General features: G+C 63.6%; 12 protein-coding genes and 1 riboswitch. Of the genes, 5 read left to right on the top strand and 7 right to left on the bottom strand.

Annotated elements, in window-relative coordinates; all coding sequences use genetic code 11:
* Window positions 1–49 precede the first annotated feature (49 nt).
* Entirely contained in the window at window positions 50–1,849 is a 1,800-nt protein-coding gene (locus BMX04_RS07040) for a bifunctional helix-turn-helix transcriptional regulator/alpha/beta hydrolase (protein ID WP_074785599.1), read from the top strand.
* A gap of 213 nt (window positions 1,850–2,062) precedes the next feature.
* Here the strand turns inward: BMX04_RS07040 and gcvP are convergent, their stop codons facing one another.
* The 4 genes from gcvP to BMX04_RS07020 all read right to left on the bottom strand — a co-directional run bounded on the left by gcvP (window position 2,063) and on the right by BMX04_RS07020 (window position 7,239).
* Complete coding sequence (gene gcvP, locus BMX04_RS07035; RefSeq protein WP_074785598.1) at window positions 2,063–4,912, bottom strand: aminomethyl-transferring glycine dehydrogenase; 2,850 nt, start codon at window positions 4,910–4,912, stop codon at window positions 2,063–2,065.
* An 85-nt stretch (window positions 4,913–4,997) separates the two neighbouring features.
* Window positions 4,998–5,357, bottom strand: a complete 360-nt coding sequence (gcvH, locus tag BMX04_RS07030) for a glycine cleavage system protein GcvH (protein WP_050663475.1) — start codon at window positions 5,355–5,357, stop codon at window positions 4,998–5,000.
* A gap of 21 nt (window positions 5,358–5,378) precedes the next feature.
* Entirely contained in the window at window positions 5,379–6,503 is a 1,125-nt protein-coding gene (gene gcvT, locus BMX04_RS07025) for a glycine cleavage system aminomethyltransferase GcvT (protein ID WP_074785597.1), read from the bottom strand.
* 165 nt (window positions 6,504–6,668) lie between these two features.
* Window positions 6,669–6,756: riboswitch (glycine riboswitch) on the bottom strand.
* Between the two features lie 30 nt (window positions 6,757–6,786).
* Window positions 6,787–7,239 carry an RrF2 family transcriptional regulator gene (locus tag BMX04_RS07020; protein WP_074785596.1) on the bottom strand — a complete coding sequence of 151 codons (453 nt, stop codon included), beginning with the start codon at window positions 7,237–7,239 and terminating at the stop codon, window positions 6,787–6,789.
* A 90-nt stretch (window positions 7,240–7,329) separates the two neighbouring features.
* Here BMX04_RS07020 and BMX04_RS07015 point away from each other — a divergent pair, with 90 nt between their 5' ends.
* Both BMX04_RS07015 and BMX04_RS07010 read left to right on the top strand, forming a co-directional pair.
* The gene (locus BMX04_RS07015; protein ID WP_074785595.1) at window positions 7,330–7,902 is read left to right on the top strand and encodes a gamma-glutamylcyclotransferase family protein; all 573 of its coding nucleotides are present in this window, start codon (window positions 7,330–7,332) and stop codon (window positions 7,900–7,902) included.
* A gap of 76 nt (window positions 7,903–7,978) precedes the next feature.
* Window positions 7,979–9,247 carry a DUF2254 domain-containing protein gene (locus BMX04_RS07010; RefSeq protein ID WP_083398112.1) on the top strand — a complete coding sequence of 423 codons (1,269 nt, stop codon included), beginning with the start codon at window positions 7,979–7,981 and terminating at the stop codon, window positions 9,245–9,247.
* On the opposite strand, the gene gltX is transcribed toward BMX04_RS07010, so the two are convergent.
* Together gltX and BMX04_RS07000 are read right to left on the bottom strand one after the other, a co-directional pair.
* Window positions 9,231–10,556 (bottom strand): glutamate--tRNA ligase, encoded by a 1,326-nt coding sequence (gltX, locus tag BMX04_RS07005; RefSeq protein WP_074785594.1) that lies wholly within the window; start codon window positions 10,554–10,556, stop codon window positions 9,231–9,233. The genes BMX04_RS07010 and gltX overlap by 17 nt on opposite strands.
* Before the next feature lie 66 nt (window positions 10,557–10,622).
* On the bottom strand, window positions 10,623–11,954 hold the full coding sequence (locus BMX04_RS07000) for an MFS transporter (RefSeq protein ID WP_074785593.1): 1,332 nt from the start codon (window positions 11,952–11,954) through the stop codon (window positions 10,623–10,625).
* A gap of 139 nt (window positions 11,955–12,093) precedes the next feature.
* Between BMX04_RS07000 and BMX04_RS06995 the strand changes: the two genes are divergently transcribed.
* Together BMX04_RS06995 and BMX04_RS06990 are read left to right on the top strand one after the other, a co-directional pair.
* Window positions 12,094–13,017, top strand: coding sequence for an MBL fold metallo-hydrolase (locus BMX04_RS06995; protein WP_074785592.1), 924 nt, complete (start codon window positions 12,094–12,096; stop codon window positions 13,015–13,017).
* A gap of 53 nt (window positions 13,018–13,070) precedes the next feature.
* Window positions 13,071–13,466 carry a metallopeptidase family protein gene (locus tag BMX04_RS06990; protein ID WP_074785591.1) on the top strand — a complete coding sequence of 132 codons (396 nt, stop codon included), beginning with the start codon at window positions 13,071–13,073 and terminating at the stop codon, window positions 13,464–13,466.
* Window positions 13,467–13,563: 97 nt separating this feature from the next.
* On the opposite strand, the gene BMX04_RS06985 is transcribed toward BMX04_RS06990, so the two are convergent.
* Entirely contained in the window at window positions 13,564–14,373 is an 810-nt protein-coding gene (locus BMX04_RS06985) for a CE1 family esterase (protein ID WP_074785590.1), read from the bottom strand.
* Window positions 14,374–14,528: the final 155 nt, after the last annotated feature.

Raw genomic sequence — 14,528 nt, 5'->3', positions numbered from 1 at the left:
TATAAATGGCCCTCGGGGCCTCAATCATGTTAGTTTTCGGAATTTTCTTATGACGTCCAGGCCGCGCGCTACGGGTGAAGACGAGGAAATAACCCTGTCCGATGAGGACCGGGCTGCGACGCTTGATCGTCTCTACGATGTCGCGCTTGATCCGGCCGGATACGAGGCCCTTCTCGACCATTGGGAGAGCACGGTCGGGCCATTGCGGGCGCGGGTCGATCTGAACGCGCCGCGCCTGCTGGACGACCCGCGTATCGCCGCGCATTTCCGCCGCGCGACCGAGTTTCTCGACCGGGTCAAGGTCACGGTCCCGACGCCCGGCACAACAGCCGAGGATCTCGAAACCATCCTGGCGCCGTTCGACCGCGTTCCCGCAGCACTGCTCGACCGCAACAATGATATCCGCGCCGCGAATGCCGCTGCACGCGTGGTGATGCAATTGCCCACACAGGCACATCTCCGCGATCTGCCGATTCATGACGCCGACAGGGAGGCGGTCGCCGACACGCTCGCCCTGCTCTTTGAGGACCGCGCCAAAGACAGCGCCGTCCTGCGCGTCCGCTCGCAGCGTGCCGATCACCTGATCGTCTTTCGCCTGCAACGCTGCATTGCCGCCGATGGCACGGTGCTGGTCCTCGCGGCCTCGAACGAGGTCAGCCTGCCCAAGGGTTTCTGCGACATCCTGCGTCAAGCCTTCAATCTCACGGCCACTGAGGCCGATATCCTGTGTCATCTGGTCGATTGCCGCAGCGTGACTGATATCGCTATGGATCGGGACCGGTCGGTGGATACGATCCGGGCGCAGATCAAGTCGATCCTCGCCAAGACCGAAACCCATTCGCAACTTGAGCTGGTGCGTCTGGCGCTGTCGATGATCGACATGACGGCGTTGACGGTGCGCTCGGCCACAGGCCGACACGACGTCTGCCGTGGGTCCACCACCCTCGCCGAGCGTGATTTTCATTCGCTGCGGGCCTTTGATGGACGGCGAGTGGACTATCTGGTGCTCGGCGCGCCGCAGGGACGCCCGGTGCTCTACCTGCCGCTTGATTTCGGACTGGTCCGCTGGCCCGCCTCAGCCGAGGCTTGCGCCACCGCGCGCGGCTTGCGGATCATCGTTCCGCTGCGTCCGGGCTATGGCGGTTCCGACATGGTGGGCCGGGGCGTGGATTATGATACCGCCCTGGTTCAGGACACGATGCTGGTGCTGGCCGCCGAAGGGGTGGGGCACTGCCCGATCATCGCGCTCAGCGGGGATACATATTATGCGGTACGATTGGCCCGCGCCAACCCCGGGTTCTTCACCGGGATCATCGCTTGTTCCGGCATGCTGCCCCTCACCCGCCGCGAACAGTTCGAGCGGATGGATAAATGGCATCGTTTTATCATGGCCGGTGCCAAATATACGCCCCATCTGCTGCCGTTCATGGTCAAGGCCGGCTTTCTTCTGGCACAGAAGCTTGGCAAGCGCGGGTTCATTCACGCGGTCTTTGGGAATTCCGCAGCCGACATCGCCACCTTCGAGGAACGCGAGGTCTACGAAGCCTTCGTCACCGGCTCGGACGTCGCGCTTTCGAAGACCCATTGCGCGCACGAGGCGTTCTCTCGTCAACTCGTCGCCGGGCAACTGACCGACTGGACGAGCGATCTCACCGCGCTGCGCGGACAGGTGCCACTGATCCTGATGAACGGCGCACAAGATCCGCAGGTGCCCGTCGCCACCTATGACGAGTTTCGCCGCGATCATGACTGGATCGAATTTCACCTTTTCGAGGATGCCGGACAGCTGGCTTTCTTCCGCCGCTGGCGGGATGTGCTTGATCGGCTCATGCCTCTTCTCGGGGATTGAGTGTGAAATGGCGGCCTCATACCCTAATTGGGGTATGACAGCCTAAGCATATTCACATTAGCGTGAGGGTACGTGAACAGATCGGGTGATTGTGAGTGATGGCGCAACCGTTCCTGTCGCGTATTCGGCGCGTCTGACGTGCCGAATGCCATTTTAGACAGATATTTGATAGTAAAAAGGCGGCCCCGTAGGGCCGCCTTATTTCTTGCAGTCCTATTCCGCCGCCTCGGCATAGTCCTCAAGCGGCGGGCAGGTGCAAATCAGGTGCCGGTCCCCATAGACATTGTCCACCCGGTTGACCGGCGGCCAGTACTTGTCCACCCGGAACGCTCCCGGCGGGAAACAGCCCTGTTCGCGGCTATAGGGCCGGTCCCACTCGCGAATGAGATCCTCCATCGTGTGCGGCGCGTTCTTGAGCGGGTTGTTCTCGGCCTCCATCCGCCCCTCTTCGATGTCGCGGATCTCCTGACGGATGGCCAGCATCGCGTCGATGAAGCGGTCCAGTTCGGCCTTGGTCTCGCTCTCAGTCGGCTCCACCATCAGCGTGCCGGGCACCGGAAAGCTCATCGTGGGCGCGTGAAAGCCGCAATCCATCAGCCGCTTGGCGATATCGTCCACGGTGACGCCCGCGCTCTTCTCAAACGGGCGGGTATCCAGGATGCATTCATGCGCCACCCGTCCCGTCGGCCCTTTGTAGAGCACGTCATAGGCCCCCTCCAGCCGCTTGGCGATGTAGTTGGCATTGAGGATCGCCACCCGCGTCGCCTGCGTCAGGCCCGCACCGCCCATCATCAGGCAATAGGCCCATGAAATCGGCAACAGCGAGGGCGAGCCATAGGGCGCGGCACTCACCGGCCCCTCTTCGCCGCCCGTCGCCGGATGGCCCGGAAGATGCGGCACCAGATGCGCCTTGACTCCGATGGGTCCCATGCCAGGACCGCCGCCACCATGCGGGATGCAGAATGTCTTGTGCAGGTTGAGGTGGCTCACATCGCCGCCCACATCGCCGGGGCGCGCGAGACCGACCATGGCGTTCATGTTGGCCCCGTCGATATAGACCTGCCCGCCGTGTTCGTGGGTAATGGCACAGACCTCGCGCACCGTCTCCTCGAAGACGCCATGCGTCGAGGGGTAGGTGATCATGCAGCCGGCGAGGTTTTCGGAGTATTTCTCGGCCTTGGCGCGGAAATCCTCCACGTCGATATCGCCGTTCTCGGCGGATTTCACGACGACCACATCCCAGCCCACCATATGCGCGCTCGCCGGGTTGGTGCCATGCGCGCTCACGGGGATCAGACACATCTTGCGATGCCCCTCGCCATTGGCGCGGTGATAGGCCGCGATGCTCAAGAGGCCCGCATACTCCCCCTGCGCGCCAGAATTGGGCTGCATCGAAATCGCGGCATAGCCGGTGATGTCGCACAGTTTTGCTGACAGATCGTCGATCATCTCCTTGTAGCCAAGCGCCTGATCCGCCGGGACAAAGGGATGCAGCAGCGAGAATTCGCGCCAGCTGACCGGCATCATCTCGGCGGCGGAATTGAGCTTCATCGTGCAGGACCCAAGCGGGATCATTGCCCGGTCGAGCGCCAGATCGCGATCCGCCAGACGGCGCATGTAGCGCATCATCTCGGTCTCGGCCCGGTTCATGTGAAAGATCGGATGGGTCAAATAAGCACTCTCGCGCTGCAGCACCTCAGGGATGCGATACTCGGGTGTGAAGTCGCTGTCTTCCATGATGATGCCAAAGGCGCGCCAGACCGCCTCCACGGTCTTGGTGCGGGTGCGCTCATCCAAAGTGATGCCGATCTTGGTATCGCCGACGCGGCGCAGGTTCACGCCCTCGCGCACCGCCGATTGCAGCACGCCGCGTTGCAGAAGGCCCACATCGACGGTGATCGTATCGAAGAAATCACCCGGCTCGACGTGAAAGCCCGCCGCCTCCAGCCCCTTGGCCAGTCGCACGGTCTTGCGATGGATGCGCTGCGCGATGGCGCGCAGGCCCTTGGGCCCATGGAAAACGGCATACATCGACGCCATCACAGCCAAGAGCGCCTGCGCGGTGCAGACATTCGAGGTGGCTTTCTCGCGGCGGATATGCTGCTCGCGGGTCTGCAGGCTGAGGCGGTAGGCACGGTTGCCGTGGCTGTCCACGCTCACCCCCACGATCCGCCCCGGCAGGGCGCGCTTATAGGCGTCTTTCGTGGCCATATAGGCGGCATGCGGGCCACCATAGCCCACCGGCACGCCAAACCGCTGTGTCGACCCAACGGCGATATCGGCCCCCATGGCCCCCGGCTCCTTCAGCAGGGTCAGCGCCAGCGGATCGGCGATCACGATGCCGATGGCCTTGACCTCGTGCAATGCCGCGATCTCGGCGCTGAAATCGCGCAGATGCCCATGCGTGCCGGGATACTGGAAGATCGCGCCGAACACCTTGTCGGCCTCCATCTCTTCGGGCGCGCCGACGATCACCTCGATATCCAGAGGTGCAGCGCGGGTCTGCATCACGGCGATGTTCTGCGGGTGGCAATTCTCGTCGATAAAGAACGCCCGAGCCTTGGACTTGGCGACGCGCTGCGCCATGGTCATCGCCTCGGCCGCCGCCGTCGCCTCATCGAGAAGCGAGGCATTGGCGATCTCCAGACCCGTGAGGTCGCTGACCATGGTCTGAAAGTTCAACAGCGCCTCAAGCCGCCCCTGGCTGATTTCCGGCTGATAGGGGGTATAGGCGGTGTACCAGGCCGGGTTCTCGAAGATATTGCGCTGGATCGCCGGGGGCGTGACGGTGCCATGATAGCCCTGCCCGATCAGCGAGGTCAGCACCTTGTTCTTTGAGGCTGTCTGCCACATGTGATGCAGCAATTCGCTTTCCGACTTGGGCTTGCCGAAATCGAGCGGAGCCTCCTGCCGGATGGATTTCGGCACAGTCTCGTCGATCAGCGCCTCAAGCGTTTCCACGCCCAGCACCTCGAACATCTCGCCCATCTCCTCTGGCGAGGGTCCGATATGGCGGCGATTGGCGAAATCATAAGGCAGATAGTCGGTCGCTTTGAACGGCATGGCGGTGTCCTCATCGCATCCGGGGGCGGCGCGCGCCGGCCCCCTGCTTCATCTTTCCAAAAATACTCTCACTGAGGGCGAAACCTCAGCCGATGTATTTCTTGTAGGCGGCCTCATCCATCAGGTCGTCCATCTGGCTGGGCTCGCTCGGCTTCATCTTGAAGAACCACGCATCGCCCTGCGGGTCGTCATTGACCTTGCCGGGCTCATCGGTGAGCGTCTCGTTGACCTCGACGATCTCGCCGTCGATGGGGGCGAGGATGTCCGAGGCCGCCTTGACGCTCTCGATCACAACGATCTCGTCATCCTTGGTGACCTGCTTGCCGACCTCGGGCAGTTCGACAAAGACCACATCGCCCAACTGTTCGCTGGCATGTTCGGTGATGCCCACGACAATGACACCGTCCTCGTCGCGCAGCCATTCATGTTCTTCGGTGAATTTCATCTTGTGCTCCCTGATGCTGGTTCAGCGTTTGAAATTGGCGGGGATGAAGGGCAGCTTTGCCACCCGGACAGGCAGGCGCTTGCCGCGCACCTCCCCGAAAAGCTCGTTTCCCTCGGTGGCCATGTCAGCGGGGACATAGCCCATTGACATCGGCCCTTCGATCGTAGGCCCGAAGGCACCGGAGGTGACATGGCCGACTGGATCGCCACCCTCGGCTGAGGCGAAAAGCGGCGTGCACTCGCGCATCGGCGCGCGGCCTTCGGGGCGCAGGCCGACGCGGGCGCGGGCTGCGCCGGTCTGCAGCTCATTCAGAATTCGCGCGGCCCCCGGAAAGCCCCCGGCCCGGTCGCCGCCTGCGCGGCGCACCTTCTGGATGGCCCAGTTGAGACTCGCCTCAACCGGGCTGGTGGTGGTGTCGATATCGTGCCCGTATAGACACAGGCCCGCCTCCAGCCGCAGGCTGTCACGCGCGCCGAGGCCGATGGGCGCCACCGCCTCATGCGCTAGCAGCGCACGCGCCAATGGTTCAGCCTGATCTTCGGTCACGGAGATCTCATAGCCGTCCTCGCCGGTATAGCCCGAGCGAGAGATCCACAAATCCGCGAACTCGGACCCGACAATGCCAACATCCATGAAGCGCATCTCGGCGACCCCCGGCACCAGCCCCGCCAGCACGGCCTCGGCGGCAGGCCCCTGAAGGGCCAAAAGTGCGCGGTCGGTGACCTCCTCGACCTCGACGCCAGACAGCCCGGCCCGCATATGCGCGACATCGTCGGCCTTACAGGCGGCATTGACCACGACAAACATGTGATCGCCACGATTGGCCAGCATCAGGTCATCGAGAATGCCGCCATCCTCATTGGTGAAAAACCCGTAGCGCTGCCGCATCACGCCCAGACCCAGCAGGTCGACCGGCACCAGTGCCTCTATCGCGCGGGCCACCTCTGCATAGCCGCCCGGCGCGCGCAGGATCACCTGCCCCATGTGGCTGACATCGACCAGCCCCGCGCTGGCGCGGCAATGCAGATGTTCCTTCATCACGCCCATGGGATATTGCACCGGCATGTCATAACCCGCGAAGGGCACCATTTTGGCCCCCAATTCGCGGTGCAGCGCGTTGAGCGGTGTGATTTCCAGATCAGCCATCAGCGTCCTTCCCTATCCCTCCGGGCCGGATCATGTGCTGATCGCTCCGGCACCGACAAGACGCAAGCCGACAGGCTGCGCCGCGATGCCCCCTCTGTCCTTTCGCCTGAGATCGCTATCCCTTCGGCGCCCCGCATGTCGCAGCCGGGTCTCTCCAGAGTTCATTTGACCGGGCAGGTCCCTGTTGCCTGAGAGTTTCCGGGGCGGTTGCTCCTTCGGCACTGGCACGCGCCAGTTCTCCCTGTCCAGTCAGCGTGCACGCTAGTATACCGCGCGCAGGCCTTCAAGCCCGTTTCATGCAGGGCACGGCTGAAAAAATCGTGAAAAGCGCCTCGTTGTCGCAGACCAGAGCATCGAGCGTCACCTCGTCGAGATGGGCATAAAACGCCTCGACCGCGTCCACGAGCGCCACCCGCAACCGGCAGGCTTCGGTCAGCGGGCAGGTATTGTCCACATCGGCAAAGCACTCGGCGACGGGGGTGTTTTCTTCTAGCCGGCGAAACACCTCGCCCACCCGGATCTCCGACATCGGTCGGCCAAGGGTCACGCCGCCGCTACGCCCGCGTTGCGTATGCAGGAACCCAAGCTGACCCAATTTGTTGATGATCTGTGCCAAGTGGCTTTCAGAAGTGTTGCACCGTTCTGCGATCTCGGACTTGGTGACCAGACGCCCCTCATTGGCGGCGCAGAACATGAGCAGGCGGATGGCGATATTGGTGCGTTTGGTGATCCGCATGGTGTCTGGTTCCCTTGCTTGAATTCGGCGAGGATTGCCCCGAGACTACTAAAAAACCATGATTCAGATCAAAGGAGCGGCGAAACCTTCATGCAGGATGCATATTTCTTCGGCTATGGCAGCCTCGTGAACCGAGCCACCCATGTGTTCGACGATGCGCAGGCGGCCCATCTCAGGGGCTGGCGGCGCATCTGGCGGCACACCGATCTGCGACCGGTGGCCTATCTGACGGTGGTGCCCGAAGAGGGGTCTGAGATCGACGGCCTGATCGCGCCGGTCCCCGGGGCAGACTGGCCCGCGCTCGATGCGCGCGAGGCGGCCTATATCCGCGCACCGGCCGCGCATCAGGTGCGCCACGCCCTGCCCCACGCGCCCGAGATCGCGGTCTATACCATCCCCGACGGCCATCACGGCGCACCGACCGAGGCGCATCCCATCCTGCTCAGCTATGTCGATGTCGTGGTGCAGGGCTATCTGCGCGAGTTCGGCGAGTCCGGGGTGGCGCGGTTCTTCGAGACTACCCACGGCTGGGACGCGCCCATTCTGGATGACCGCACCGCCCCGCGCTATCCCCGGCATCAGGTTCTGAGCGGCGCAGAGCGAGAGTTGACTGACCTGCACCTCGCCCGGCTTGGCCCGCCGATTATCGCGGCCCAAGAATGACGCAAGGCCACCCATCGACAGGCCCCGGCAGGCGCGTCACTATCGAGTCTCAGATCGGTGACAGAAGGCGCGTGCGGTGAAGTTCAATTTCCTCTCGACATGGGTCATGACCCTCTTGCGGCTCAGCCGCAAGCTCTGGCTGCGGGTCAGCCTTTTCGCCCTGCTTGCCGTGCTGGCGGCGGCGGTATCGATCCTGCTCGAAGACCAGATCCCCACGGCGCTGAAAGACCGCTTCACCACCGAATCGGTGATGCCGATCCTGTCGATCCTTGCCTCTGGCATGCTCGCGGTCAGCACCTTCTCGCTCAACGTCATGGTGACGGCGCACAATGCTGCGGCGCAGCAGACCACCCCGCGCGTGCACCGTATCCTGCTGGCCGACACCACCACGCATACTGCGCTTGCGGTCTTTATCGGGGCCTTCGTTTATGCGCTCAGTTCTATCATCCTGATCAAGTCGAACGTCTATCCCGAAGGCTCCAGCGTGCTGGTTCTCGGCTTCACCGTGGCGGTCGTCGTGCTGGTTTTGCTGGCGCTCCTGCGCTGGATTCACCACCTGAGCGATCTCGGCAGCATGGATGCTACGCTCGAGGCGACCGAGGCCGCCGCGCGCGCCTGCCTCATTCGCGCTCGCCGCCTGCCCTCTCTCGGAGGGGTGGTGATGACGCAGGAGACGGCCATTCCCGCACAGGCCAGCCCGCTCACGGCCCCGGCGACGGGCTATGTGCAGTTCATCGATATGCCGGGCATCAACGAGCGGCTGAAATCTGATCAGACGCGGGTCTATCTCTATGCCCGTCCGGGCGACTATCTGATCGAGGGACAGATCATCGGCCATGCCACCGGCGTCAAGGATGGCGAGACCGGGGCCATCGCGCGCCGCCTGACCATCGGTACGCATCGCACATTTGAGCAGGATGCCTCCTACGGGTTGCTCGTGCTGTCCGAGACCGCCTCGCGCGCCCTCTCGCCCGGGATCAACGATCCGGGCACCGCAATTGCCGTGATTTGCCGTCAGGAAAAGCTGCTGCTTGAATGGGCACATGCCGAGCCGAAAAAGACCAAGCCGCTTTTCCCGCGCATCTTTCTGCCAGATACCGCACGTCACGCGATGATCGAGAACGCCTTTGCCGGGACGGCGCGCGACGGAGCCGATCAGATCGAGGTGGCCTTGCGCCTGCTCGACGCGCTCGGGCGGATTGCAGATGCCCCGGATACAGACTTGGCCGAGGCCGCGCGCGACATGTCGGCGCGCGCGCTCGAGTATGCCGACGCGGCGCTGCCGCTTGACCGCGAGCGCAGGCGTCTGCGCGACGCGACCGGCGGGATCAGTTTCTTGCCTTGATCACCTGCAAAAGCGGCAGAACTTTCGCCATCTCCGGCCCGCGCGCCTGTCCGGTCAATGCCAGACGCAGCGGCATGAACAGGCCCTTGCCCTTGCGCCCCGTGGTGTCCTTGACGGCCGTTGTCCACTTGCCCCAGGTCTCATTGTCATGCGGCCCCTCTGGCAAGAGCGCCATCGCCTCGGCGATGAAGGCGCGATCCTCCTCTTCGATCACCGGCTCGGCCCCGTCGCGGAACATCGCCCACCACGCCTCGAGATCATTGAGCGTGGTGACGTTCTCGCGCGTGACCTCCCAGAATTGCGGCGCAAGATTGTCGGGCACGCCAATCTCTGCGATGGTCCCGGCCACCGCCTCATAGGGACGCGCACCGATGATCCGGGCGGTGAGCGGAAAGAGGTCGTTTTCGTCAAACTTGGTCGGCGCGGCACCGAACCGCTCGATGTCGAAGCCCTCGATCAGCTCTGCCATGTCGCTGCGCAACTCCACAGGATCAGCCGAGCCAAGCCGCGCCATCAGGCTCAGGAGTGCCATCGGCTCCACCCCACGCGCGCGCAGATCGCGCAAGCTGAGCGTGCCGAGCCGTTTCGACAATGCCTCGCCCTGCGGTCCGGTCAAAAGCGAGTGATGCGCGAATTGCGGCGGTGTACCGCCAAGCGCCTCGATGATCTGGATCTGCGTCGCGGTATTGGTCACATGGTCCGAGCCGCGCACCACATGGGTTACACCCATTTCCACATCATCCACCACGGAGGCCAAGGTATAGAGCACCTGCCCGTCGCCGCGAATGAGCACCGGATCAGAGACCGAGGCCGCGTCGATGGAAATCTCGCCCAGAATACCGTCCTGCCAGATGATCCGCTCCTGATCGAGCTTGAAACGCCAGACGCCGTTACCGCGCTCGGCGCGCAGGGCCGCACGCTCCTCTTCCGACAGGCTCAGTGCCGCGCGGTCATAGACTGGCGGGCGGCCCATGTTGAGCTGCTTCTTGCGCTTGAGGTCAAGCTCCGTCGGCGTCTCGAACGCCTCGTAGAACCGGCCCATTTCACGCAGCCGGTCAGCGGCTTCGGCATAGCGGTCAAGCCGTTCGGATTGCCGTTCAACCCGGTCCCAATGCAGGCCCAGCCATTCGAGATCGTACTTGATCGCGTCCACATATTCCTGCTTGGAACGCTCCGGATCGGTGTCGTCGATGCGCAGGATGAAGGTACCCCCCGCCTTGGCGGCGATCATGTAGTTCATCAGCGCGGTGCGCAGGTTGCCCACATGGATGTATCCGGTGGGCGACGGGGCGAAACGGGTGGTGGTCATGGGCGTCTCCTGACTGTCGCGCGGGCTTTGTCACAGGCGCGTGCGATTGTCCAGATTGCGGCGGTCCTAGCCGTGGATGGGCCAGACGCGATGTTCGTCGTCGATCACGAAGGCATGCGTATGCCGCCGCCCGCCATTGGCGCGCAGATGCGGATGATCCTCGGGCAGGTCCGGATGGTCATGCTCGGGCGCATCCGGCAGACCGTCGGGCCAGTGCCGTGACGCTACAGCCAGCCCGACCACCGCCACGCCTGCGAGCAGCATCAGGGCAGGCCCCATGCCCATCGCCTGTCCCGCCCAACCGGCCAGAGGGTAAGTCAGCAGCCAGCACGCATGGCTCAGCGCAAATTGCGCGGCAAAGATGGCCGGTCGGTCCTCGGCGTGGGCCGAGCGCCGCAGAAGGCGCCCCGAGGGCATTAGAATACTGGAATAGAGAAAACCGATAGCCGCCCAGACGAGCAGGAAGACGCCCCAAGCGGGCAAACCGTCAAGCCAGACCAGCGTCCCGACCACCAGCGCCACCGCGATCAGGCCGCGTGCGCCCGCCATCATCACCCGCCGGTCGGGCAAGTGATCGAGCAAGCGCGGCAGGACCAGCGCCGCCGCCATGGAACCCGCGCCAAAAGCCGCCATCGCAATCGCCAGACCGGTCTCGCCCGCGCCATAGCCGCCCCGGACCATAACCACGGTGTTCACGAGCACAAAGGCCCCGACCGAAGCCGCAGCAAGATTGAGCGCCAGCAGCCCGCGCAGCCGCGGCGTCGCCAGGTAGATGCGCAAGCCCCGCGACAGACGCTCGCGGAACGGGCGCGCCGCCGCCGGGCCACGCAGGGCGGGGATCACCGATACCGCCACCAGAAGCGCCGATCCGACAAACCCCGCCACGGTGCCCAGAAACAACCAGTGATAGCTCATCACCGTCAGCAAGAGACCGGCCAATGCCGGGCTTGTCAGGTTCTCCAGATCATAGGCCATGCGCGACAGCGACAGCGCGCGGGTATAGTCGCGCTCCTCGGGCAGCACATCGGGCAACACCGCCTGATAGGCCGGGGTGAAGGTGGCCGAGGCCGCCTGCAACACGAAGATCAGCCCGTAGACCTGCCACAGATCAGTGACAAACGGCAGGCAAAGCGCCACCCCCGCCCGAATGAGATCGGTCCCTATCAGCACCGCCTTGCGCGGCAGGCGCTGGACCACGGCCTGCGCTATTGGGGACAGGCCCACATAGGCCACCATCTTGATCGTATAGGCCGTGCCCAGCACCAGCCCGGCGCGATCACCCGCGAAATCATACGCCAGAAGGCCGAGCGCCACGGTCAACAGCCCCGTACCGATCAGCGCAACGACCTGCGCGCCGAACAGAAATGCATAGTCGCGGTTCTGGAACAGGCTCAACATGGCTCGAAAATAACCTTCCAACACCCGTTTTAGAAGGGATGATGACACATCCACAGACGTCTCAATTTTGCGTGAACGTCAATCACACTACATACTCCGGCGCTATAATGCCTACGAACCAAATCAACTGGAGGTTTCAATGTCCCGCACCACCCTGTCCCGCCGTGCCGTTCTGGGATCGGCCGCCGCCCTGCCACTGGCCGGGCTCGCGACCACATCCGCGCGCGCAGCCGCGCCGATGATGGGCGCGGCCACCACCCGTTTCAACCGCGTGACGATCGGCGACTTCGAAGTGACGACGCTTCTGGCCGCCACCACGCCCCGGCCCGACCCGCATTCGATCTTCGGCCTCAATGTGGACAAGGCAACCTTCGACGAGGCCTCCGCCGCGGCCAACATCCCCACGGATCAGGCGCAGTTCTTCTTCACTCCGACGGTGATCAATACCGGGAGTGATCTGGTGCTCTTCGACACCGGCCTCAACCCCGAGGGCATCACCTCGGCGCTCAACGCGGCGGGCTACACGCCCGATCAGGTCGACGTGGTGGTGATCACCCACATGCATGGCGACCATATCGGCGGGCTGATGGGTGAGGGCGGCGCAACCTTCCCCAATGCGCGCTATGTCACGGCAAGCGCCGAATTCGACGCTTGGGCGGCAATGGACAACGGAACCTTCCACGCCAAGATGCGCCCGCTGGCCGAGCAGACCGAGATGATCGGCGACGGGGCGAGCGTCGCCTCGGGCATCACCGCGATGGCGGCCCATGGCCATACGCCCGGCCACACCGCCTACATGATCGAGAGCGGCGGCAGCCAACTGCTGATCGCGGCAGATTTCGCCAATCACTATGTCTGGTCGTTGGGCTATCCCGATTGGGAGGTCAAGTTCGACATGGACAAGACCAAGGCCGCCGAAACCCGCCGCCGCCTGCTTGGTATGCTGGCCACCGACAAGATCCCCTTCGTCGGCTATCACATGCCCTGGCCCGGCACGGGATATGTCTCTGCCAAGGGTGACGGCTTCGTCTACGAGCCGACCAGCTATCAGCTGATGCTGTAAGATCGGAACGGGGGCGGATTTACTTTCCTGCCCCCGCGCCCCATATCGCCGGGATGAAAGACCCGGCCCCCACCCTTGCAGAGATCGAAGACATCGCCCGCAGCGCCCTTGCGCAACTGCCCGAGGCGTTCCGGCAGGCGGCGCGCGATGTGGCGCTGATCGTGACGGACTGGCCGCCAGAACATATTCTTGCCGAGATGGAGATCGACGACCCGCTCGATCTGACCGGGCTATACGAGGGTGTTCCGCTCACCGAGAAATCCAGCTTCGATCAACCGCTCGGCCCCGATACGGTCTGGCTGTTTCGCGCGCCGATCCTGGCGGAATGGCGCGACCGGGGCGATGTGAGCCTGGAAAATCTGGTGACCCATGTGGTGGTGCATGAGTTCGCGCATCACCTCGGCTGGTCGGACGCGGATATCGCCACGATAGACCGTTGGTGGGAATGAGGCATTCCCGTTTCGAATGGCTGCCGCCATCCGACCCGCCGGGGGCGCTGCCCCCGGACCCCCGGAGTATCTGTGCCAAAAAGAAACCTGGGCCGGATCAGAGCTGACCTGCCGCGTGCAGCCGCTCCCATGCAAATTTTACATAGCTGCTCCGGAAGGAATGCCCGCCGGGATGCAGACACAGCTCGAGGATCTCGCCGCGCGGATTGCGGCGGCTCTGGCATTCGAGGTCTCCCTCGGTCAGGTCACCCGCCGGACTGAACCCGCCGAGATGTTCGTACATGTCCATCGACTCCGAGACCTTGCCCTGCCAGGTCTCTCTGATGGGTCGCCCCTCAAGCGGCACCGTGGGGTCGCTGCGCCCGTGGATATGAACCACGCTCGCCGCCGGTGTCTCGCAACTTTCAGGCGGCCCTTTCCAGAACGTGCCGGCAATGGCGGCAAAGCCTGCGAAACGATCTGGCATGGTGCAAGCAAGGTTCCAGACCATCATTCCGCCCGCCGAGAACCCCGCCGCCATGAGGCGGCCGGTATCGATGGGAAACCGTCGCGCCGCATCCTCAATCACCGCCTCGACATAGCGGTATTCGACCGATCCGTCGGCCTCCATGTGGCTGGGAGACGAGGGAATGACCCAATCGTCATCGCCGGATTTGAGCGCGATCAGCGCCAGCCCCATATCCGAGACCATGCGGCGCAGGTTGGCGTTGCGCATCACCGCCGCCGCCGATCCGCGATAGCCATGCGCGTAGATGATCGCACCGATCGGACCCTCGACCTGCCCCTCGGGCAAGGCGATGCGGTAATGCCGGTCACCGATGCGACAATCGGTCTCCGGCCCACAGGCCAATGCGCCGCCCGTCCAGAACAGGACGAACAAAACAGGCAAAATCCTTAGATGTCTCATCACCGGCTCCCTCGCGCTTGGCATCAGATTGCGCCTTTCAGGACGCACATGACAAGTCACAAGCACGTGGCGCGCGCGGCGTTATCACGGTTTTGTGAACGCAAGTCGCGATACCGGGAAACGGAATGGTAACTGTCATGGTCCTTGATGTGTAA

Source organism: Roseovarius tolerans (genome assembly GCF_900109855.1).
Lineage (GTDB): Bacteria > Pseudomonadota > Alphaproteobacteria > Rhodobacterales > Rhodobacteraceae > Roseovarius > Roseovarius tolerans.
This window is presented reverse-complemented; position numbering and strand designations above follow the sequence as displayed.